The sequence below is a fragment of the Variovorax sp. Root434 genome (genome assembly GCF_001426595.1).
GTDB lineage: Bacteria > Pseudomonadota > Gammaproteobacteria > Burkholderiales > Burkholderiaceae_C > Variovorax.
Genome location: NZ_LMEK01000004.1, coordinates 83963 through 104613 on the forward strand (window position 1 = coordinate 83963; position 20651 = coordinate 104613).

Sequence of the window (20651 nt, forward strand, 5' to 3'; positions counted from 1 at the left end):
GTTGGGAGATGACTTGGCCGGGATGTGGGACATGGCGAGCTCCGTCATCGCCGCGATGGTCAGGCTCGGGTTCACGCCCAGGTTGGCGCTGAGCATGGAGCCGTCGCAGATCAGCATGTTCTGGTAGCCGAACACGCGGTTGCGGGCGTCCATCACGCCGTGCTCGGCGGTCTGTGCCATCGCACAACCGCCCATGCAATGGGCCGTTGTGGGAACGTTGAACAGGGTTTCGGTGAGCAGCGACATGGGAAGGCCGCCGAGGGCCTTGGCCGCACGTTCGACGAAGGCGTTCGCCTCTGGAATGTGGGCGGGAATCGGCGCCCCCTCGGTGCTCAGTTGTTTGCCGAACGGCCAGTACCAGGGGCGACGCAGGCGCAGGTCGATGTGGCCTTCCTTGTTCTGCATGACCACGAAGAGCATGGTCTGGCGCGCAAAGCCGATCGGGTTGTGGACCCGCAGCGCCTGCAGCGGATGGCGCAGCATGCGCCAGAGCCATGCCGGGATGCGTCTCCAGCCCGATGCGGCGCCGCGCATCACCGTCATCAGCAGGCTGGTGCCATCCATGCCCTCTGCGTAGCGCACGACGCCGACATGGGTATGCCGGTCGAGGTAGAGGGCGGCACCGCCTGCGATGCCCGGTGACATGCTGGGCTCGCGCCCGGGGAAGCGCAGACCGAGGAGAGATTCCGCGTTGGTGCGGATGCGCTTGCCCAGATCATCGCTGAGTCGCGGCAGCGAGCCACCTTCCTTCAGCCTCAGCAGCAGTTCCACCGTACCCAGCGACGACGCGGCAAACAACACGGTGCGGCAGCGAAAGACGCGCCGCCGCTTGTCGAAGAGCGCGGTCGACGACTCGGTGTGAATTTCGTAGCCGTCGCTGCCATCGGGCTTGCCGTTCAGTGGACGAACATCGACCACCCGCGTTTCCGCAAAGACCTGGGCGCCGCGCCGCTCGGCGAGGTAGAGGTAGTTCTTGTCGAGCGAGTTCTTGGCGTTATGCCTGCAGCCCACCAGGCAGCCGCCGCAGCCAATGCAGGTACTGCGCTCCGGGCCTTCGCCGCCGAAGTACGGGTCGGGGTAGGTCTTGCCACCGCGTTCGCCGGGGGGCGGAAAGAAGGTGCCCGAACGGCCGGCGTAATAGCTGTCCCCTACTCCGGCCAGGCGCGCAAGTTTTTCGAGCCGCCGGTCGGCCTCGCTCAGCAGCGTGTTGTCGGCCACACCGAGCATGCGTTCGGCGGTGGCGTAGTGCGCTGGCATGAGCCGCTTCCAATCCTGCAGGCCGGCCCAGGAGCCCTGGTCCCACACCTCCGGCGATGGTTTGAGCAAGGCGCTGGCATACGCGATCGAGCCGCCGCCGACAGCGTTGCCGCACATCACCACGACGTGGCGGAACAGCCGCATGTTGAAGAAGCCGAACATGCGAAGACCCGGCCGCCAGAAATAGCGTCGTGCATCCCAGTTCGACTTGGGGAAGTCTTCAGGCTTCCAGCGTCGCCCCATTTCCATGACGCCCACGGTGTAGCCCTTCTCCGACAGCCGCAGGGCAGAGACGCTGCCACCGAAGCCCGAGCCGATCACGATGTGGTCGAAGTCATAGGGCGCTGTGTCTGCATGCGCGGCGTGCAGCATGGGGTCGGGCACGGCAGCTCCCGGCGATGTCGTCATGGTTTGTCTCCGTTTGTTGTTGTGTTGCCGGCCTGGCGCGTGCGTGCGCGCCAGGTCCAGCGGCTGTCAGAACGGGCTGCGCTCCCAGGGCGTGACGACCTTGGGCGGCTGCAGGTAGGCGGTCAGACCTTGGAACCACATCACTTCGCGGAAGTCGCCGCTCACGACCAGATCCTTGCTGCCCACCCCGCGCAGAAACGCGAGCTGTGCGTCCTTGGCCGACAGGATCTCGAAGCCCTTGGCCGCATTCGAGAAGGTGAACGTGAACGCCGCGTTGTCGGCCAGGCCGGCGAAGGAGCGAACGGTGCCGTTCTGAATGACGTACCAGCGGCCAGCGCCTGAGGCTGTGCGGATCTGGAAGACGAGCTTCCTGTCGCCGAGGTAGCGGGCGCACTCTGCGTTGCTGCGGATCTTTCGCTGCAGCAGTTGTGCAAAGGCCCACAACAGGAACTTGAACTTGAACATGGCGTTCTCTCTTCGAAGAAGGTGGTTGACATCAAGCGACGCTGGGGGCGGCGGCGGCGCTGGCCGTCATTCGCTCAGGAACTGCACCGCGTGCTGCAGGAACCGCTGCGGGTACTGGAACTGAGGCCCATGGCCGGCATCGGGGTAGATGAACAACTGCGCGTTGGGCAGGTTGCGCGCCATGTAGAACGAGTTGATGGTCGGCACCATCACGTCGTGCACGCCATTGAGGATGAACGTGGGCTGGTGGATGCCGCGCAGGTAGGCGAAAGGGTCGTCCTCTTGCAGCCGGGGCAGGTACAGCACGTTGGCCTCGATCTGGCCCTGCATCAGCGCCAAAGAGCTCGGCGGGTCCTGATCCACCCGCTGGTGACGCCGCTCCCAGAACGCCCGAGCGGCGTGTTCAGCCTGGTCCGACCGGCCGAAGAACAGGTAGCGAAAGTCCTCGAAGGTGGGCGTCGGGTTGACGGCCGTGGTCAGCACACGCTCTTCCATTTCGGGGTTGCCTCCGCGCGGCCCGGTGCCCAGCAGCATCAGCTTGCGCACCAGGTCGGGGTGGCGCCACGTGAGGTCCAGGGCCTGGAAGCCGCCCAGCGAAAAGCCCAGCACGTCGACCTGGCGCAGGCCCAGGGCCCGGATCACCGCCGCGGCGTCATCGGCCATATCCTCGATCCGGGTGCGCGGCGCCCCGGTGGACGAGGCAAGACCTCGGCCGTTGTACAAGATCACCTCACGCCCGGTGGCCAGGCCGTCGGTCATCAACGGGTCCCAGTGATCCATGCCACCGCGGAAGTGCTGCAGGAACAGCATCGGAGGCTGCGAAGCAGCTCCATTGCCCCAGCGGCGATAGGCGAATCGGGTGCCGCCGACTTCCACGAAGCGCGTGGGTGCGGTCAGGTGCGTGTCAGTCATGTGCTTGCCTTTGAAACCAGGAGATTTGCGCCGTGAGTGCGCTTGCGTACCTTCTCGCCCGGAGGTTCAGTTCGCGAGAAAGGCCAGGGCCTTGGGCACGAAGTCTTCCTGGTACTGGAAGACGCCGCCGTGGCCAGCATCGGGATAGATGATCAGCTGGCTGTTGGGCAGGCGCCGTGCAAGGTCGTGCGAGTTGGGGGTCGGAACCATTCGATCCGCATCGCCGTTGACCACCAGGACGGGTTGCTTCACGACCGAGAGGTCTGCCGGCGCCTTTTGCCCCCACGCGCTGAGCGCCTGGAGCTGCGCGACATAGGCGCCGATCGCGATCTCCGCGTCGCGGTTGTACGTACGCTCCTGCAGGCGCTTCAGGAAGGCCTTCCCGGCCTCGATACCGTTGGGCGTGCGCGTGAAGAACAGGTACTGCTTCGGGTCTTGCCCGGTGAGCTTCGCGCGCATCAGGTCGTAGTTCGCCACGCCCGCCACCGTGCTAATGCCCTCGCCGCCGGCCGGACCGGTGCCCGCAAGAATCATCCTGCGCACCAGCTGCGGCTCCTTCAGCACGATCTCCTGCGAGATCATCCCGCCCATCGAGAAGCCGAAGAGGTCGACTTGCTTGAATCCCCTGGCCTTGATGAACGTGATGGCGTCGTCGGCCATCTGTTCCATCGTGTTGGCCGGCTTGCCGCTCGACGATCCGATGCCGCGATTGTCGAAGGCGATCACGTGGTGTTTCGCGGCCAGGCCATCCACCACGCGCGGATCCCAGTTGTCCATGACAGCGGCCAGGTGGACGAGCAGCACGACGGGGACGCCGCCGTTGCGCTGACCGAGTTCCCGGTACGCGAAGTCCACGCCGCCTGCAGAGACGAACTGCGTCGGGACCTCTTTCCAGGTCACCGGCCGAACACCCATGGCCCTCGAAGGGCTCGCATCCGTTGAGAGGGCGCCGTTGGCCTCGGCATGCGGCGACACAAGCACGGCACAAAGCGCCAGGGCGTAGAGGCTGGATCTCAGCGGAGATGAAGTCATGGCAGTTTTGCAGGGTTGGATGGGGTGGGAGGCGGTCAGCTTTGCGAGCGATAGCGTTCGGCCACCTGCGCCTGGCGAATGTCCGAGAGCAAGCCTTGGCGAGCGGCATCCAGCGCGTCCCAGCGACCGGCGACTTGCAATGGCGGGATCGTGACCAGTTCGCGGCGATCGAAGCCGACGAGGGCCGCATCGACCAGGTCGCCCACTTCCATCAGGTCGGTGAGCGAATTGACGTCGATCCCGGCACGCTCCCAGATCTCCGTGCGGGTCCCCGCGGGCAGTACCGCCTGCACGTACACGCCCTTGGATGAAAGCTCGAGGTTCAGGCCTTGCGACAGGAACAGGACGAACGCCTTGGTCGCCCCGTAGATCGACATGGCGAATTCAGGGGCGAAGCCGACGACCGAGCCGATGTTGACGATGGAGCCCGTGCCGGACTGCGCAAAGCGCGGGGCAACGGCGGCCGCGAGACGCGTCAGCGCGGTGATGTTGAGCGCGATGAGGCGGTCGACGCCGTCAGCGTTCTGCTGCAGGAAGCCGCCTGATTGCGCCATGCCGGCGTTGTTGATGAGGATCCCGATGCGGGCATCGTCGCGCAGCCGGGCTTCCACCGCGGCCAGGTCGGCTTGCTGCGTCAGGTCGGCCGGCATCAGGTCGACTGCGATGTGGTGCTGGGTGCGAAGGCGGGCGGCGAGCGCCTCCAGCCGCGATCTGTCGCGGGCAACGAGCACGAGGTCGTGGCCGCGCTGCGCGAAGCGCTCGGCGTAGGTGGCGCCGATGCCCGTGGAGGCGCCGGTGATGAGGACGGTAGGGAGGATGGACATGATCGGTTTCCTGCTGGAAGGGGGCCGCAAGCGCGGGCGCAACGCTTCGAAGTTCCTGCTGTCGAGTCCGAGAGCCGAGCGAGCTGGCTCTGGCGCGAGGGCTGGAAACTGTCGATGGCTCAATGATGATGATCATAATCCAACATGTCAAGTATTGGATGATGATCGACATCAATGTATAGTGGGCTTGTTCAGGAACGAACTCACAGTTGTCGAAGAATGAAGGTCACCAAGGCACAGGCTCAGGCAAACCGGGCGCACGTCGTCGAGACGGCGTCCACGCTGTTTCGTGAGCACGGATACGACGGGGTTGGCGTGGCCGACCTGATGGCGGCTGCGGGGTTCACCCATGGCGGCTTCTACAAGCAGTTCGAATCCAAGGCCGACCTGATTGCGGAATCGACGGCGTGCGGCATCGCGCAGACCGTTGCGATGACCGATGGTGTTGGCCCGGTGGAGTTCGTGGAGCAATACCTCTCGCGAGAGCACCGAGACTCACGGGCTACCGGCTGCACGATGGCGGCCCTTGGAGGGGATACCGCACGCCAGCCCGAGACCGTGAGAATCGCGTTTGCGGCCGGCGTCGAAGACCTCGTCGCCGCACTGACCAGCCAGCGCGCGGCGTCGGGTTCAGCAGATGCTGGCCAGGCGCGAGCCAAGACCCTGGACGCGCTGGCGCATGCCGTGGGCGCCATCGTCATGTCGCGAGCGTGTCCCGACGACTCGCCTCTGGCCGATGAATTCCTGGCGGTTTGCCGCGACGCACTCCTTGCGTCCGCGGCACCGAAGGTCGCTGGACGCAAGAACAAGACTAGCCGCCGTTCCTGAGGCTCGCGGACACGTTTGCACCACCAGTCAGGTTCTCGGGTGACGGCGTCGTCGAGATCGTCGTCACCGGCCTGGTTACTGAGCGATCGCGTACTGCTACGCGTGGCTAGGCAGGCCGCTCCCATGAGCGCTGCCAATTAGCTCACATGATCGAACAGTTCAAAGGTGTCGATCGCGCCGCTGAACCTCGAGCGTGAGCATGAAGGCACGCCTGTCGAAAGCAGCTGCGGGTGCTCGTCAGTCGTCGGCGCCTTCGACGGCGCCATCCGCAGGCTCGCCACCCGCGATGGAGAGGTCGAACCGTTTCTTTGCTGCCTCGATTTCCTGCGCGTTCGCAACCGACCACTGGAACAGCGCTTGGAACGGCGCCTTCAGTGATTCTCCGAGGGGGACGCTGTATTCGACCTGTTGAATTCCGCCGATCAGAGCTCGGCGGATTCCAACACCTGCGCCTGAAGCATCCTCTTCAGATACTCGTCATGTTGAAGCATGGTGAACGCGCCGCTCTGAGGCAGGAGCCCAGGCCTTCCGTCGTTGGGCCGGAAATACTTTCGATCCGGACGGCTACATCGCCGAGAGCTGCCGCGCCCTGAGGTGAGCGCTCTCCACGGCAGCGCAAACTGCGTCGTGCACTCCTGCGGAGCTCAATACATCGATCGCCGCTGCCGTGGTGCCCCCTTTGGATGTCACCTGACCGCGAAGTTCAGAGATCTCCTCATTCGAACTTCGCGCCAGCACACCGGTGCCGACGACCGTGGCAATCGCAAGCCGGCGGGCCACCTCTTTCGGAAGCCCGATTCTTACGCCGCCGTCGATGACAGCCTCGATGACGTAGAGAAGGTACGCCGGCCCAGACCCCGAGATTGCCGTCACGCGGTCCAGATCCGCGTCTGAGTTGAGCCAAAGAACCTCCCCCGTTGGCCGCAGCAGATCGTCGGCGACTCGTCGATCGGACTCTGACGCTTCCCCAGCAGCAATGCACCCGGCAATCCCCGCTCCGACGGCCGCTGGCGTATTCGGCATACAGCGAATGACGCGACCCGAACCCAACTGGCTCTGAAGGGATTCGACTCCCAGCCCTGCGATGACGCTGATGTGCAGCGGTTCAGCGAGATATTTGAGGACAGGCGCGCTCGCCTCCGCAAAGGCTTGAGGCTTGACGGCCCACAGCACGGCGGTGCAGCTCTTCAATCTGCCACTTGGCTCGGCGTCAGCAGAGATCCCAAGCTCCGTACCGAGCCGCGCACGCGCGTCGCCATGGGGCTCCACGACTGTCACCTGCGCTGGATCCAGGCCATTCCGCAGGAGCCCCCCAAGGATAGCCCGCGCCATATTGCCTCCTCCGATGATGCCCAGGCGAAGGCCTGCGTATGGAGAAGGTTGAGCGCGGGCGTACGGGTCGGTGGTCATGGGCTAGTGTTGTCGATTCGGATGTTCTTGGCCTTGATGAGGCTGGTCCAGCGCGCTTCTTCGTCACTCAGGAACCGCGAGAACTGGGCGGCAGATTGCGGCGTGATCACCATCGTGCGATCGCGCAGCTCTTTCAGCACGGCGGGTTCCTGCAGAACTGCCAGAATCTCCTTGGCCAAGTAGTCCTTGATGGCCGCCGGCGTATTTGCGGGACCGACCGCTTGTTGCGGCTCTCGTTGAGCCACTGCACGGAGGCGCCGGGATCAGTCCCCCTCGTTCCGAAGCGCCGCAGCGGATCCCCGGAGCACGGGTGTTCGATCTTGATCACTTGAGCGCCGAACTCCGAGAGGATCGCCGCGCTCAACGCCGCCGCAATGTAGATGGCCGCATCGAGAACGAGAACACCCTCCAAGACAGAGGCGTTAGGCAATGACATACGTTGTGGGTTTCGAGGAAGATCGCCACCTCGCGATCTTTTGATCGGAGTGCCAATCACTCTGGCGCGGGTTGAGCTTAGGCTGGCAATTCGCAGACCTACTAGCCACTTATGGCTTTCGGACGGTGCCACTTTGCGAGACGGCATCTGCGGGCGATGCACCTCTTGAAACACCCGACCGGCTCTTTCGCGTCTTGCGTCAGGCAACGAGCTGGTTGGCGACAACCAGTCTGGTCCGGACGCCGTTGCTCGACGTTGGGGAAGCGCCCATCGTCGGACCAATGCACCAGGCGTCTTCGCGTTGATTCACTCATCGCGCGCCAGTTGTCCGAATAGCGTTGATGGTCCGGAACCGCTGCTTGGTTCCGATAGTCAAGCGGCGCCCTTGTCGAGGCGGCGGCCGGGCGCCGGGGCACGCCGGCGCAGCGGACCTCCGTACGCCGCGAATGCACATGCTGGTCCTTGTGCGCGGTAAGCGAAACCGCGATTAGCCCCTGCCGCGTTGGTAGTTCAGCGCGTAATCCGGAGTCCTGATGCCCGGCCGCAGATCCGGCGCATTGACCGGTGCTCCGGCCACGACGCGCAACGGTATCGTGCCGGCCCACAAGTCCAGTTCCAGGTCCTCTTCGTAGTCGCGCACGCCGAGGTCGCGGACTTTTGCAGAGACCTCGACTATTGGGAAGCGCAGCACCATCGTGGCGTCGAGCTCCTTTTGCTTTGGCGCACGCACCCGATGACCCGGCACGACCGACTGAATCACGCTGTCGACGATCTCCGCCTTGTGCGGTCCCTCCACGAGTTGCCCGCTGGAATAGATGATGGCGGATCGATAGTCCACGCTGCAACCGAACCCGGACCGCCCCGCCACAACAGCATCGATGTGGGTGACGGCGATGGCAGCCGGTACACCTTGAGCGAGGACGCACAGCATTCGATTCGTCGGGCTGCCGTGGAGATAGATGTCTTCATCGATGCGAAGGATCGTCGTCGGAATGATGCACGGCTCCCCTTCGTAAAGGAAGCTCACGTGACAGACGATCGCTTCGTCGATGATCGAGTGAACCAGCTCGCGGTCGTAGCTGGCCCGCTCCGGCCGACGTCGAACTTGGGTACGCGGCGTTGGCCCGTACTCAGAGGCTTGGCTCGCGTTGGCCATGTTCACGCCACAGCCTTCGCCGGCTTTCCGCGCAGCAGATCATCGCCTTCGTAGGCATTTTCCTGCCGCACGTAGGTGCCCGTGCTGAACAGCTTCAGCGTGTCGTACAGCGACTTCGGCACGGTGACGCCCTCCACTGCCGTACGTGCGCGAGCTTCATACCGCCGCTGCGACGGCAGGCGCGTTCCCTCCTGCTCGAGGATCTTGCTGAACAGTCGCTCCCCATGTTCCAACTGCGCCTTGCGGTTGCCGTTCTTGAGGCATCGAACGGGGTCGATGGCAATGATCAGCTCGCCGCCGCATGGCGCGCCGGTGTTCGCGGCATCCTTCTCGCCGGACTCGTAGCTCAGCAGATCACCGACCAGCGGACCTGCGAGCAACTCGACCATCATCGCGATGGAAGCGCCCTTGACACCGCCGAACGGCAGCTGGGCGCCGGCAAGAGCGGCCTTCGGGTCCGTTGTCGGCTTCCCGTCCGGGCCTACCGCCCAGCCTTCGGGCAGCGGCTTGCCATCACGCAGACGAACCTGGATTTCGCCACGCGCACTTGCACTTGAAGCTTGGTCGAAGACCATCGGCGGTTTGTTGAGTCGAGGCCAGGCGAAGGCCATAGGATTGGTGCCGTAAAGCGGCTTGGTGCCGCCATGCGGCGCAACGTAGGGCGCTGCGGCGACAAACGCGAACGCGACCAAGCCACGGTTCGCCAGGCGCTCGACCTCTGGCCACAAGGCCGCCACGTTGAGGGCGTTGTTGACGGCCAGTGCAGCGATGCCCGTCTCCTGCGCCCGCTTGGCGAGGAGCTCATCGCCGACTTCCAGCGCCAGTGGTGAAAAGCCATAGTGGGCATCGACTCGCACCACGGCTGGTGCAAGGTCGTCGACTGTCGGCTCCGCATCACCGGAAGCTTGCCCAGCGCGCAACGCATTGACGTAGAAGGGAATGCGGAACAAGCCGTGATGGCGGCACTCGTCGCGCTCGGCCGCAGTCACCGTGTTGGCGATGGCGTTGGCGTGGGCTTGGTTGAAGCCCTGGGCGAGCAACAGCGTTGTTGCGAGCTCGTGGACCTCGTCGAGTTTCATTCGGATGGAATCGCTCACTTTTTTCTCCTTGGAACGGGTTGGAAACTGATTACTTCTTGACCAGCGGGCACGCACTGGCACCGAGCGGCTGGAACGCTTGCTCCGCAGGGACGGTGGCAACCACCTTGTAGTAGTCCCAGGAGGACCGCGGTGGCGAACCGTCACTCACTGCTCGGGGATACTCGTACCACCTCATGAGTGGAGAGCTCATCGATCAGCAGATGAGCGCTTTTGAACTGGTCTACCCGGTCGGCGAGCCGATGAACCCGGAGGTCCTGACGCACGCAGGCGAGGAAATGCTGTACCTGTTGGACGGGCGGTTTGAATTCCGAATCGGCGACAAAATGCTGGTGCTCGAGCCAGGCGACTGTGTCCACTTCTCTTGCGAACAGCCACACAGCGGCAAGAACGTGGGCCTTCACCCGCGCGGCTCTTCGTGATAGTGACGCCGGTCAACTCCTTCGGGTGACCTCCATCCGCGCTATTCCGCCTATGAGCCGTCTGGCATTGGGCCCCTCGAACCCGAGCATCGGTTTCTGCCGGAAAACGGCCATCCGGATCGACCAATCGATCGACTCGCGATTGAGCGCTCCCTGAGCGTCAACACGGCAGCGGCCGGCGGCGCCACGCGGCCGAACTGAAGCGGCAAGTGCTGGCCGCATGCGCAGAGCCCGGGCGTCCGTGGCTCAAGTGGCGCTGGCCCATCGACGGCAGTGCGTCGTGATCTCCAACGCAGTCTCGCTTCGGCTCGTCCACGATGCACACGGCGCCGCCACAGCCAACATAAACCTTAAATGTTGTCTTTCCCACAATAGTGGAATTCGGTTTTGAGAAGAGGAAAACTCTGCGGCAGGTCTTAATCCAATACGTCGCGCTGTGGGAGCGCTTTATAAATTTCTGCCAAACCGGGCTGCGAGGTGGCGCTGAAAATTGCTTTTTGAACGCGAAGATTCGGAATGGACGCCCCAGCCTGAGCCAGCTCAATGACATAGTCGACGCATTATCGTTCGAGTCCTCTTGCTGACATCGAGGCGGAAGAGGCGAACAATTACTGTGCATACTGCGACGAACTGAAAATCAGAGATGTCCGTCCCATCATGCCAGCTCGGCAAAGGCAGTTTCACGCATGGCGACTACGGTGACGATGCCGATCAACGCGAATACCGCGACCAGTATTGTGGGCGCAATTGCCGAGCCCGTGACACCGATGAGCCACGTAGCAATCATCGGTGCAAATCCCCCGGCGATCGCGACAGATACACCGTAGACAGACGACATCCAGCCGGCCCTAAGTTCGGTCGGAAAGATCTCAGTCATCGTGGCTGTGCCTGGCCCACAAAAGAGAGACAGCATCAACGCCAGAATGACTTGGACGATCACCGCATCTCGAAAGTCGACTCCTGCCAACAAATACGAAAACAAGAAATAAGGTAATAGCGTAAAGGCGAGACAGCCCACGAACAATACGGGGCGACGCCCCACTCGATCCGACAGCGCCCCCATTATCGGAGTCGATAGACACAAAGCAACAATCCCGATGCTTGTAATCCAGAATGTGTCTGATGCAGAAATCTTCACTTGCTTCTGGAGGAACGTGGGCATAAAGCTCATCACGATGTAAAAAAGGAGTGCCCAGCACGCGGCCAAACAGAACGTTACAGCGGAACCTTTCAGCTTACGCGACTGATTCGCTCCAGCGACTGGTTTCTTGCCCGAAGCGCGCTCCGCCTTCATTTTTTCGAAGACGGGTGTTTCTCCAATCCGTTTTCGAATGAATACGGCAATCGGACCGATCAATGCGGCAAAGAAAAACGGGACTCGCCATCCCCAAGACGTCAGCGCTTCCTGGGTCAGGACCGAGCTGAGTACCGCTACGGTGACTGAACCGAGCAGGAGCCCTAGCGCCCCGGACACCTGATTCAAGCTTCCGAAGAACCCGCGTTTCGACTCCGGTGCCCACTCGACCATATACATGGCGGCCGCGGCCCACTCGCCACCGAGAGAAAAGCCCTGAATCAGGCGCAGCGCAACGAGCAATCCAGGCGCAAAAAGCCCGATGCTGTCGTAAGTTGGCAAGCAGCCAATCGCAAAGGTTGCGACTGCCATTGTCCACATCGTCATGACAAGCAATGAGCGCCGCCCTAAGCGATTGCCGAGTTGTCCCAAAACGATGCCGCCGAGTGGGCGTGCGACAAACCCGACGCCGAACGTCGCAAGGGAAAGCAACAGCGAGGTGCCCTCCGAAGCGAAATGAAAGAAGTTTTTTGAAAAGATTACTGCTAGATAGCCGTACGTCGCGAATTCGAACCACTCCAAGAAGTGACCAATTCCGCTTGCCAATACAGCCCTGTATCGTGCCCGTTCAATAGGAACACTTTCGTAATTAACTTGGTCAATTAGTATCGCGTTATTCATACATTCTCCTGCTAATCGAACGTGGCCACGCGTGCACAGGCTGCTGTTACGGCCTGACAGGGGGCGCTAAAGCACTTTGCTCAGACGCATAGCTGACTGAGCGCGAAATTGTTGTCAATGGCCGGTCTTGGGAGAGCCACACAGAATCAGAGAGCTGGCACTGATTGAGGTAACAAAGCCAACGTCGTCATACGCTCTCAGCGGCACGTGCCGCCTGCGCGAGCTCTTGCATTTTTGCCCCTGCTTCCAATGACTCGCAAAATCCGTTTTCGGTCACCGCCGCAAAGCGCGCCTTGGTTATTGAGAACGTGCTTTGTGGTTTTTTTGCCAGCGACAATGCGCTGGAGACACTGGTCGAAACCAAATCGCTCGGGTCGACAATTCCTGATACAAGTTCACGATGTACGCATTGCTGAGCTGACAGGCTCGTGCCGCTGAGCACAATCTGATGTGCAAGTGCCGGGGGTAGGAAGAGCCCTAGCAGCCAAGGTCCGAGTGCTGTAACAAGCCCTCGGTCAATCTCCGGAAAACCGAGTTCGAACTGAGGGGTCGCGAGGCGCGCGTCGGAGAAAAGCGCCAGCGCCGCGCCGCCACCGAGGGCAAGTCCGTTGAGGGCAGTGACCAAGGGTTTCGGGTAGGCGCGCAAAGCGCGGTATAGGTCACCGATCTCCAGCATGATGGCGTTCGCTGCGGATGGTGAGAGGGCCAATAGCTCCTTGACGTCGTGCCCGGCACAAAACGCTCTGCCATTGCCGGTCAGCACGACAGCCGCGATATCACGATCGCGCCGCGTTTCGTCGAGCGTTTGGCGCAGCTCGTCCCGCATCGTGCGGTTGATCGCGTTAAGCGCCTCAGGACGATTGAGTGCCACCACCATCACACCGTCGCAACGGCGAAGTTCGAGCGTGGAACGCCGATAAAAAAGCGAACTCATATGACTTTTTTTGACCGCAAGTCGGCAAGCTGCGAGTCGCTCAGTCCAAGCAATCGTTGCAAGATCTCGCTAGTCGCTTCACCTAGCGATGGACCCGATGTGACAACACGCCCAGGTGTTCGCGACAGTTTGGGAACAGGTGCTTGCATCGTGACCGTACCGCCGGCGCCGTCTGGACGCGTCACGAAGTTTTCACGGGCTGCTACTTGGGGGTGAGCCGCGACTTCTGCTATGTCTAGGATCGGCGCGCAAGGAACATCGCTCTCCTGAAGCAGGCGGATCACTGCGTCGCGATCATGCGACTGAACCCAGGTGCGCACGATGCTCTCTATCTCGTCCCTGTGCTCGACTCGCAGCGCGTTGGTGGCGAATTTAGAGTTGCTGTCCGCCAGATGCGACGCGCACATCGCGGTGGAAAGGCGCGCGAACATCTTGTCGTCCGGTACGCCAATGGTGACAAAGCGGCCGTCAGCGCACTCATAGTTCGCCGTTGGCGCAACAGTGGCAACTTGCGATCCGAATCGTTGACGCACGAACCCGGTGCGGTTGAACACGGCAAATGCTTCGTCCATCGTCTTAAGCATGGGCTCATAGAGCGCCAAGTCCACGACTTGCCCAAGTCCAGAGCGCTCCCGCTCGAACAGCGCCAGCATCAGTCCTAGTGCACCATAGACCCCTGCCACGTAATCTGCGAGCGAGGTTGGCCCGGGGTTTGCCGGTGGGCGGTCCACTTCGCCGCTAATGGACAGGACGCCGCTGAATGCATGCGCAATGCGTGCGAGTCCGATGTGTTCTCTTAGGGGACCATTCTGACCAAACGCCGAAAGACGCAGCATCACCAGACGCCGGTTGGCCGCGTGCAGCGTTTCCCAATCTAAGCCCCAGCGCTCAAAGGTGCCGGGGCGGAAGTTCTCGACCACTACATCTGCTCGCTGCGCAAGGGCGATGAACAGATCGCGGCCTTCCGGCTTGCTCAGATCCAGAGTGACGGAGCGCTTGTTGCGATTCTCATTGAGCCACTGCATGGAGGCACTGGGATCAGTCCCCTTCGTCCCAAATTGCCGTAGCGGATCCCCAGAACGCGGATGTTCGATCTTTATGACCTGTGCACCGAATTCCGAAAGGATCGACGCACTCAACGGCGCCGCAATGTATGTGGCCGCGTCGAGAACTAGCACTCCCTCCAAGACTGACTCGTTAGGCATTGACATCATTTGTTGGTCTCGAATCCGGTCGGCACCTCGGGAGCTCTTGATTGGGGCCAATCACGCTGGTGCGGGTTGAGATTAAGTTGAGAACTGGCCGACTTAATAGCCACTTATGGTTTTTGGGCCACGCCACTTTGCGATGACGCATCAGAAGACAAGGCACCTCAGAAACACCCCATCGGCACTACAGCGTGTTGCGTCGAGGTTCAGGCGGGTCCGCACCGAAGTAGCGTGAGCACGCGACGTCTAAGTGAGAACTAAGGGGGGAGCGCCGCGGTGATCGTCGGCTGTGGTGGGCGTACGTTTTGCCCTGAACCGCCCGTAACTGCGACGTGGAAGTAATCAGCTACATGCAGCCGACGGATCCTGCCAATCTAGTCCATGGTCGTCCGGATTGGTAACCCATGATCGAGCGATCCTCAGCAAAACACGGCAGCGGCTGGCGCCATCGCGTTCTGTATGGCTGGACGGCAATCAGCAGAGTTACTAGGGACTCAGCAAAAATCGGTCTTGCACGAGCACTCGGCGACGGCTGATCTTGCTCTCAGCTGCGTGGCCCCAGGAAAAAACGGTAGGAAGGAGCTGATGTCAGTTCCTCATGCGGATAGCTCACTCTCTCTAAAACACTACGGAAATCGTCCTCGGTTAGGTTAGGCGCCTGTAAGCCAACCAACACCCGGCCATAGTCGGCGCCTTGGTCGCGGTAGTGAAACATCGTGATGTTCCAGTTAAACGGCAAAGACGAGAGAAATTGCATTAAGGCACCCGGACGCTCTGGAAAGACAAACTGCAGCACACGCTCGCCCGTAGCGAGCGGCGAGCGCCCTCCAACCATGTGACGCATGTGCTCCTTGGCCATTTCATCGTGTGTCAGATCTTGAGCGTAGAAGCCAGCCTGCATTAGGACTTCTGCAACGCGTGTGGTTTCCCCTGCGGAGTGGATCGTCAACCCGACCAGCACCGAGGCCTCGTTGGCGTCGCATACACGGTACTTAAGTTCTTTGATGCTGCGGGCGGGGCCGGACAAGGTTTCGATGGTCTTGCACAAGCGCAACAGGCTTCCAGGTGATTCGGGAAGCGTGACCGCGAGCAGGCCCTCCCGCTCTTCACCGATCTCCGCCCGTTCCGCAACGAACCGAAGCCTGTCGAAGTTCATGTTGGCGCCGCTGAGAATGGCTACATACGTCTCTCCGCGCGTCTTTCGCTGCTTGACGTACTGCTTCACGGCGGCCACTGCCAGCGCCCCGGCCGGTTCCACGATGCTGCGAGTGTCCGTGAATACATCCTTGATCGCCGCACAGATGGAGTCCGTATCCACCGTCACATAGTCGTCCACAAGACTGCTGGCGATGCGAAAGGTCTCCGCGCCCACGTGCTTCACGGCCGTTCCATCCGAGAACAAGCCCACGTCGCCCAGTGTGACGCGTTTGCGAGCTAGAGCCGATCGCGCCATGGCATCCGAGTCGACGGTCTGCACCCCGATCACTTGAACCTCCGGGCGGAGCGCCTTGACGTACGCAGCGACGCCAGCGATCAACCCGCCGCCGCCGACTGGCACGAACACGGCTTGCAGCGGCGCTTGATGCTGCCTCAGGATCTCCATCCCTACTGTGCCTTGCCCGGCGATCACATCGGGGTCGTCGAAGGGATGCACAAACGTCAACCCGCCTGCCTCCTGTAGTTCCAGGGCATGAGCGTATGCCTCGGAGTAGCTCTCCCCGTGCAGCACCACGGTGCCCCCCAGTCCCTTGACCGCCTCGATCTTGACGCGCGGCGCCGTAAAAGGCATGACGACGACTGCGGTCGCGCCCAAGCGCCGCGCGGCAAGTGCGACACCTTGAGCATGGTTGCCCGCAGAGGCACAGATCACTCCGCGACGCATCTCCTCGGGCGACAACTGTGCGATCTTGTTGTAGGCGCCGCGGAGCTTGAAGCTGAACACGGCTTGCTGGTCTTCGCGCTTCAGGAGAACCTGATTGCCGAGCCGGCTCGACAACTCTCTGGCAGGCTGCAAAGGAGTTTCCACGGCCACGTCGTACACACGGGCCGTGAGGATCCTATTCAAGTATTCGTTGAGGTCGAGCATCAGAGGTGACGGTGTTCTCACGGATGAAGGTGCGGCGGCGAAGCATGTCGCAAGAGGCGGGAACTCCGTCGGAGGACGCCTGCCACGGCTAGTCTGCGTAGAGGCGCCCGAGCGAGCTCTGGAACTTCTTGATGCCGGCAAGCTTCTGCATGTGCCACGCCAGCGCATGATTGCTTGAAGTCGCGGGCTTGCCCGTGAGGCGCTCGATGATCGGAATGGCGCTGAAGGTCGGCAGCGTGGTGCATGAGATGAAGACACCATCGACGTCCGACTTCACTCCACTGCCCGCATTGACGGCGGCCTCGACCACGCTGTTCGTGGAAATCCCGCCCACCTTCAGATCATCGGGCTCTTCGAAAGAGACCACGGAGTCCACGTCCAGCCCGCGGGCGCGCAGTCCGTCCACAATTTTCCGGTTCACCGTACTCTCGTACGGAGTGACCAGCTTGATCTTCTTCATGCCCAGAGACCTACATGCTGCAATACAAGCAGTAACTGGTTCGGTCACCTCCACGCCTGGATGCGCTTGGCGAATGATGCTTGCGACCCGTTGCTCTCCCAGAAGCATCGTGGCCGACGTGCAGCCGTAAGCCACCACATGCGGCTTGAACTCGGCGGGGATCAAGGCCGCCGTCGGCTGCAGCAGGTCCGACATGGCTTCCAAAGTCGCGGCAGAGATCTCGAAGTCGTTGTAGATGCGGCTGTGGTACAGAGAGGTGGGCTGCGAGGTCGGAAGGCTTGATCGCACTTCGCCCTCGATGGTGCGGTCCGTGCGTAGCACGATCAGCGCTAGGCGGCGTGCCTCTGTGTCATCTTGAGCAAGTTCGTAGCCAATTCGAGTCTGAAGCATAAGCTGTTCCCTTCGTGATCCGAGAAGCGTATGCACCGAAGGCCTCCTGCTGCAGGCCACTTCGCGCCAGTTTCTCAGACCAGTTAAGCAGCAGTCGATGCGCCTTGGCCCCAGACCACTTCGAGCCGGTCGATGGCCGCCTTCATCTGAGCCTCGTTGCTTGAAGCAAAGCCAAACTGAAACCCACATTGCGGTTCCACATGGACGAAGTACTGAGACAGGGGCGGACAGACGATATTCGCATTGCGAGCACGGCGTGAGAGGGCCACGTCGTCCATCGGGCGCTTCGCGACCGCCGCGAGGTTCAGTCCAGCCGGATCCGAGATGACCGACAGCATCAGTCCCATCCTCTGGGAGATCAGCTCGCACAGCAGCGAGTGGCGTGCTGTGTAGATCTCTCGCAACCGACGGATGTGCGAGTAAAAAGCTCCCCGCTCGATGAACTGGAGCATGGCAGCCTGGATCACGCCCGGAGGACAGCCGTCCGACCAGGTTCGGATACCCAGGAAAACATCAACGAGTTCTTCCGGGACGACGAGGTAACCCAGCCTCAGGGACGGAAACATGATCTTGTTGAACGTTCCAGCGTAGATCACCCGGCTGTACTCGTCAGCCCCCTGCAGGGAGGGCAAAGGCTTGCCGTCATACCGAAATTCGCTGCTGTAGTCGTCTTCAAAGATGAAGCAGGATGTCCGGCGCGCCCACTCGAGGAGTGCCCGGCGGCGCGCGAGGCTCATGGTCCTACCCATCGGATACTGGTGCGACGGGGTGGTGTAGAGCAGCTTGGCGCCGCCGTTGTCATCCGGCACCATGACACCTTCTTCATCCAGCGGGATGCCTCTCAGATTCAAGCCTGCCGACAACATCGCATTTCTGGCGCCAAGAAATCCGGGATCCTCGATTAGCACCCGGTCACCCGGCTGCGTCAGCACGCGCAAGGTCAGGTCGAACGCGTGTTGAGCACCAGACACAATGATGATCTGGTCCGCTGTACAACGTACTCCACGAGCACTCGCAAGGTAGCCAGATAGCGCCTCCCGAAGCGGCCTGTAGCCGGCCGGGTCGCGAGTTTCCAGCATGGCGGACGTTGCGTGCTTCCAGGCCTTTGCACAGAAGTCGCTCCAGGAGTGATACGGGAACTGATCAATTGCCGGCATCCCTGGAGCGAAAGGCGTAGCCACCGACAGGCTTTGCAAATCCATCAAACTGGTACTGCGCGAGACATGCTTTGGCAAGGTGTCCAGCAAGGCAACCTGCTGCTGGATGGCCACGGCGCCCGGCACATGGCTGCGCTTGAGCACGCTTGGCGCGGGCGCGGCACTCCCGGTCAACAAGTCGGCCGATCGCTCGCGCACTCGGGAGCCAGAGCCGACGCGGGTCTCGACGAACCCCTCCGCGCTGAGCCTGGCGATGACGCTGAGCGCAGTGGCCCTGCCGATGTCCAGCGTTCGGGCGAGCTCGCGCGTCGACGGCAGGAGGTCGCCTGATTTCAGGCCGCCGGTGACGATCAGGTGTTCAATTCCGGTGGCAACCTGGTCCACCACGGTCACCGGGCTTTGCCGGTTGATCACCAGGGTCTCGAGCAGGCGTGCCCTGGATGCCCGCGCTCGCCGTCGCCGGGGCTTGGGCTGTGCACCGAAGTGGTTCGATTCATCGATTGAAAGTGGCCCGTTCATCGCGCTGTTCACCGTTAAGAATGCGCCAAGAGGCTTCGGCATGTTGCCGAGTGTGGCTCGCTGATGACGCAAGTGGCATGCCACTTATATGACGGACGACGTTAAGTGGCTCGACGTGGGGGGATTCTGTTATGCGCCCTGCCGCGATCCAAGGAGAAATGATGAGTGAAACCGCCTCCGTGAGGCCTGCCTTGACCGACCTGACGGCTTCCGAACTCGCCGATGGCCTGCGGCGCCGGTCGTTCTCTTGCCGCGAACTGATGCAGGCCACGGTCGATCGCATTCATGCGCTCAACCCCATCTTCAACACCATCGTAAACATGGCTCCGGTCGAGAAGCTATTGGCTGAAGCCGATGCTGCCGACGTCGAACTGGCCAGCGGCAAGGTGCGGGGCTGGCTGCATGGCATCCCCATGGCCGTTAAGGATTTCGCAGACGTCGTTGGCTTCCCCACCACGAAAGGTTGCGAGCTACTGGCTCGCAATATGCCGACGAGCGACTCCATCCTGACCGCACGCATGAAGGCCGCAGGCTGCATCGTGATCGGCAAGACGACGACGCCTGAGTTCGGACTGGGCTCGCATACGTTCAGCACTCTGTGGGGTGTGACCCGCAATGCATGGGATCCAGCGGTGAGCGCCGGCGGCAGCAGCGGAGGCGCGGCCGTTTCCCTGGCGCAGCGCATGCTCCCGGTCGCGGATGGGTCAGACGGAATGGGCTCACTTCGGAACCCGGCAGGCTGGAACCACGTTTTCGGTATGCGCCCGTCGCAAGGAAGGGTGCCCCAGGCTGGAATGTCGGACGTGTGGATCGACCTGCTCTCGAACGAGGGTCCCATGGGCCGTAGCATCCGCGATGTGGGGCGGCTTTTGACCACACAAAGCGGTTTCGATCCGCGCTCGCCGCTTTCCATGCAGATGCCTTTGGGCTGTAACGAAAACGAGGCCGTCGATCCGGGGATTCTCAGGGGCATGCGCATAGGCTGGCTGGGCGACCTTGGCGGCCACCTCGCCATGGAAACCGGGGTGCTGGACGCCTGTCGCGAAGCGCTGCATCACCTCGAAGCGGCGGGCGCCGTGGTCGAAGAGGTGCCATTGGGGTTCGATCCCAAGCAGCTGTGGGAATGCTGGCTGACTTGGCGCCGCGCAGGCGCGGGGCCACGTGTCGGGGCGCTCATGCAACTGCCGGGTGCCAAGGAGAAGATCAAGCCGGAGGCTCAGTGGGAGTACGAGTGCTCGCTCGGCATGAGCTTCACCGATTTCCGTCAGGCAAGCCAGGTTCGCACGAATTACTACCAGCACATGCGCACCATGCTGGATCGGTGGGACCTGCTCGTGCTGCCCTCCGCGCAGTGTTGGCCGTTCAACGCGGGGGAGCGCTGGCCCAGACAGATCGCAGGACGAGAGATGGACACCTACCACCGCTGGATGGAGGTCGCAATCTATGCCACCCTGGGCGGCTTGCCGGCCTTGGTGGTACCCGCCGGCTTCCATCCGAACGGCCGTTGGCCCATGGGCATCCAGCTGATCGGACGGTACGGCGGCGACGCCAAGGTGCTGCGTGCAGGAGCGGCATACGAGCAGATCCGCGGGGATTTCATCGCGAGGCGACCGGCATAGGTCAGACCCGCGAAGTAGATTGAGGCTTGAGGCGGCCGTGCAGCATGCACGCTCCC

General features: G+C 62.0%; 19 protein-coding genes and 1 pseudogene. 4 read left to right on the forward strand and 16 right to left on the reverse strand.

Annotated elements, in window-relative coordinates:
- Nucleotides 1–15: 15 nt before the first annotated feature.
- From ASD05_RS29940 to ASD05_RS06000, 5 genes and pseudogenes are all read right to left on the reverse strand, one after another.
- Nucleotides 16–1629: pseudogene (locus ASD05_RS29940) on the reverse strand (GMC oxidoreductase); the annotation flags it as partial.
- Nucleotides 1630–1731: 102 nt separating this feature from the next.
- Nucleotides 1732–2130, reverse strand: a complete 399-nt coding sequence (locus ASD05_RS05985) for a hypothetical protein (RefSeq protein WP_056589051.1) — start codon at nucleotides 2128–2130, stop codon at nucleotides 1732–1734.
- Nucleotides 2131–2196: 66 nt separating this feature from the next.
- Entirely contained in the window at nucleotides 2197–3042 is an 846-nt protein-coding gene (locus ASD05_RS05990; protein WP_056589055.1) for an alpha/beta fold hydrolase, read from the reverse strand.
- Nucleotides 3043–3108: 66 nt separating this feature from the next.
- Nucleotides 3109–3957 (reverse strand): alpha/beta fold hydrolase, encoded by an 849-nt coding sequence (locus tag ASD05_RS05995; protein ID WP_413748081.1) that lies wholly within the window; start codon nucleotides 3955–3957, stop codon nucleotides 3109–3111.
- A gap of 152 nt (nucleotides 3958–4109) precedes the next feature.
- Nucleotides 4110–4898, reverse strand: coding sequence for an SDR family NAD(P)-dependent oxidoreductase (locus tag ASD05_RS06000; protein WP_056589063.1), 789 nt, complete (start codon nucleotides 4896–4898; stop codon nucleotides 4110–4112).
- 219 nt (nucleotides 4899–5117) lie between these two features.
- On the opposite strand from ASD05_RS06000, the gene ASD05_RS06005 reads away from it, so the two are divergent.
- The gene (locus ASD05_RS06005) at nucleotides 5118–5726 is read left to right on the forward strand and encodes a TetR/AcrR family transcriptional regulator (protein ID WP_056589064.1); all 609 of its coding nucleotides are present in this window, start codon (nucleotides 5118–5120) and stop codon (nucleotides 5724–5726) included.
- A gap of 165 nt (nucleotides 5727–5891) precedes the next feature.
- On the forward strand, nucleotides 5892–6104 hold the full coding sequence (locus ASD05_RS29945) for a hypothetical protein (protein ID WP_157609963.1): 213 nt from the start codon (nucleotides 5892–5894) through the stop codon (nucleotides 6102–6104).
- Nucleotides 6105–6290: 186 nt separating this feature from the next.
- Here the strand turns inward: ASD05_RS29945 and proC are convergent, their stop codons facing one another.
- The 5 genes from proC to ASD05_RS06025 form a co-directional block, all read right to left on the reverse strand.
- Complete coding sequence (gene proC / locus ASD05_RS06010) at nucleotides 6291–7136, reverse strand: pyrroline-5-carboxylate reductase (RefSeq protein WP_082571974.1); 846 nt, start codon at nucleotides 7134–7136, stop codon at nucleotides 6291–6293.
- Nucleotides 7133–7381 (reverse strand): tripartite tricarboxylate transporter substrate-binding protein, encoded by a 249-nt coding sequence (locus ASD05_RS29950; RefSeq protein WP_157609965.1) that lies wholly within the window; start codon nucleotides 7379–7381, stop codon nucleotides 7133–7135. The genes proC and ASD05_RS29950 overlap by 4 nt, the downstream gene beginning before the upstream one ends.
- Nucleotides 7270–7719, reverse strand: a complete 450-nt coding sequence (locus ASD05_RS31030) for a CoA transferase (RefSeq protein ID WP_414930038.1) — start codon at nucleotides 7717–7719, stop codon at nucleotides 7270–7272. The genes ASD05_RS29950 and ASD05_RS31030 overlap by 112 nt, the downstream gene beginning before the upstream one ends.
- Before the next feature lie 340 nt (nucleotides 7720–8059).
- Nucleotides 8060–8728 carry a pyridoxamine 5'-phosphate oxidase family protein gene (locus tag ASD05_RS06020; protein ID WP_056589074.1) on the reverse strand — a complete coding sequence of 223 codons (669 nt, stop codon included), beginning with the start codon at nucleotides 8726–8728 and terminating at the stop codon, nucleotides 8060–8062.
- Between the two features lie 2 nt (nucleotides 8729–8730).
- Complete coding sequence (locus ASD05_RS06025; protein WP_200955394.1) at nucleotides 8731–9825, reverse strand: Ldh family oxidoreductase; 1095 nt, start codon at nucleotides 9823–9825, stop codon at nucleotides 8731–8733.
- A 203-nt stretch (nucleotides 9826–10028) separates the two neighbouring features.
- Between ASD05_RS06025 and ASD05_RS06030 the strand changes: the two genes are divergently transcribed.
- The gene (locus ASD05_RS06030) at nucleotides 10029–10247 is read left to right on the forward strand and encodes a cupin domain-containing protein (protein ID WP_162248879.1); all 219 of its coding nucleotides are present in this window, start codon (nucleotides 10029–10031) and stop codon (nucleotides 10245–10247) included.
- Between the two features lie 655 nt (nucleotides 10248–10902).
- Here the strand turns inward: ASD05_RS06030 and ASD05_RS06035 are convergent.
- The 6 genes from ASD05_RS06035 to ASD05_RS06060 all read right to left on the reverse strand — a co-directional run bounded on the left by ASD05_RS06035 (nucleotide 10903) and on the right by ASD05_RS06060 (nucleotide 19018).
- Nucleotides 10903–12222: an MFS transporter gene (locus ASD05_RS06035; protein ID WP_082571977.1), complete on the reverse strand. Its 1320-nt coding sequence runs from the start codon at nucleotides 12220–12222 to the stop codon at nucleotides 10903–10905.
- Between the two features lie 187 nt (nucleotides 12223–12409).
- Nucleotides 12410–13156: an enoyl-CoA hydratase/isomerase family protein gene (locus ASD05_RS06040; RefSeq protein ID WP_082571978.1), complete on the reverse strand. Its 747-nt coding sequence runs from the start codon at nucleotides 13154–13156 to the stop codon at nucleotides 12410–12412.
- Complete coding sequence (locus tag ASD05_RS06045) at nucleotides 13153–14370, reverse strand: CaiB/BaiF CoA transferase family protein (protein ID WP_056589092.1); 1218 nt, start codon at nucleotides 14368–14370, stop codon at nucleotides 13153–13155. Before ASD05_RS06045 ends, ASD05_RS06040 begins: the two co-directional genes overlap by 4 nt.
- Before the next feature lie 538 nt (nucleotides 14371–14908).
- On the reverse strand, nucleotides 14909–16450 hold the full coding sequence (gene ilvA, locus ASD05_RS06050; protein WP_056589095.1) for a threonine ammonia-lyase, biosynthetic: 1542 nt from the start codon (nucleotides 16448–16450) through the stop codon (nucleotides 14909–14911).
- An 88-nt stretch (nucleotides 16451–16538) separates the two neighbouring features.
- Complete coding sequence (locus ASD05_RS06055) at nucleotides 16539–17300, reverse strand: aspartate/glutamate racemase family protein (RefSeq protein ID WP_056589100.1); 762 nt, start codon at nucleotides 17298–17300, stop codon at nucleotides 16539–16541.
- An 83-nt stretch (nucleotides 17301–17383) separates the two neighbouring features.
- Nucleotides 17384–19018: a PLP-dependent aminotransferase family protein gene (locus tag ASD05_RS06060; protein WP_082571979.1), complete on the reverse strand. Its 1635-nt coding sequence runs from the start codon at nucleotides 19016–19018 to the stop codon at nucleotides 17384–17386.
- 149 nt (nucleotides 19019–19167) lie between these two features.
- Here ASD05_RS06060 and ASD05_RS06065 point away from each other — a divergent pair, with 149 nt between their 5' ends.
- Nucleotides 19168–20595 carry an amidase gene (locus ASD05_RS06065; RefSeq protein WP_235507869.1) on the forward strand — a complete coding sequence of 476 codons (1428 nt, stop codon included), beginning with the start codon at nucleotides 19168–19170 and terminating at the stop codon, nucleotides 20593–20595.
- Nucleotides 20596–20651 lie beyond the last annotated feature (56 nt).

What these genes read in the sequence shown, in the direction of transcription:
- ASD05_RS05985 (WP_056589051.1), bottom strand. Translation starts at nt 2,130, where the DNA reads ATGTTCAAGTTCAAGTTCCTGTTGTGGGCCTTTGCACAACTGCTGCAG.
- ASD05_RS05990 (WP_056589055.1), bottom strand. Translation starts at nt 3,042, where the DNA reads ATGACTGACACGCACCTGACCGCACCCACGCGCTTCGTGGAAGTCGGC.
- ASD05_RS05995 (WP_413748081.1), bottom strand. Translation starts at nt 3,957, where the DNA reads ATGGGTGTTCGGCCGGTGACCTGGAAAGAGGTCCCGACGCAGTTCGTC.
- ASD05_RS06000 (WP_056589063.1), bottom strand. Translation starts at nt 4,898, where the DNA reads ATGTCCATCCTCCCTACCGTCCTCATCACCGGCGCCTCCACGGGCATC.
- ASD05_RS06005 (WP_056589064.1), top strand. Translation starts at nt 5,118, where the DNA reads ATGAAGGTCACCAAGGCACAGGCTCAGGCAAACCGGGCGCACGTCGTC.
- proC (WP_082571974.1), bottom strand. Translation starts at nt 7,136, where the DNA reads ATGACCACCGACCCGTACGCCCGCGCTCAACCTTCTCCATACGCAGGC.
- ASD05_RS31030 (WP_414930038.1), bottom strand. Translation starts at nt 7,719, where the DNA reads ATGCCGTCTCGCAAAGTGGCACCGTCCGAAAGCCATAAGTGGCTAGTA.
- ASD05_RS06020 (WP_056589074.1), bottom strand. Translation starts at nt 8,728, where the DNA reads ATGGCCAACGCGAGCCAAGCCTCTGAGTACGGGCCAACGCCGCGTACC.
- ASD05_RS06030 (WP_162248879.1), top strand. Translation starts at nt 10,029, where the DNA reads ATGAGCGCTTTTGAACTGGTCTACCCGGTCGGCGAGCCGATGAACCCG.
- ASD05_RS06035 (WP_082571977.1), bottom strand. Translation starts at nt 12,222, where the DNA reads ATGAATAACGCGATACTAATTGACCAAGTTAATTACGAAAGTGTTCCT.
- ASD05_RS06040 (WP_082571978.1), bottom strand. Translation starts at nt 13,156, where the DNA reads ATGAGTTCGCTTTTTTATCGGCGTTCCACGCTCGAACTTCGCCGTTGC.
- ASD05_RS06045 (WP_056589092.1), bottom strand. Translation starts at nt 14,370, where the DNA reads ATGATGTCAATGCCTAACGAGTCAGTCTTGGAGGGAGTGCTAGTTCTC.
- ilvA (WP_056589095.1), bottom strand. Translation starts at nt 16,450, where the DNA reads ATGCTCGACCTCAACGAATACTTGAATAGGATCCTCACGGCCCGTGTG.
- ASD05_RS06055 (WP_056589100.1), bottom strand. Translation starts at nt 17,300, where the DNA reads ATGCTTCAGACTCGAATTGGCTACGAACTTGCTCAAGATGACACAGAG.
- ASD05_RS06060 (WP_082571979.1), bottom strand. Translation starts at nt 19,018, where the DNA reads ATGCCGAAGCCTCTTGGCGCATTCTTAACGGTGAACAGCGCGATGAAC.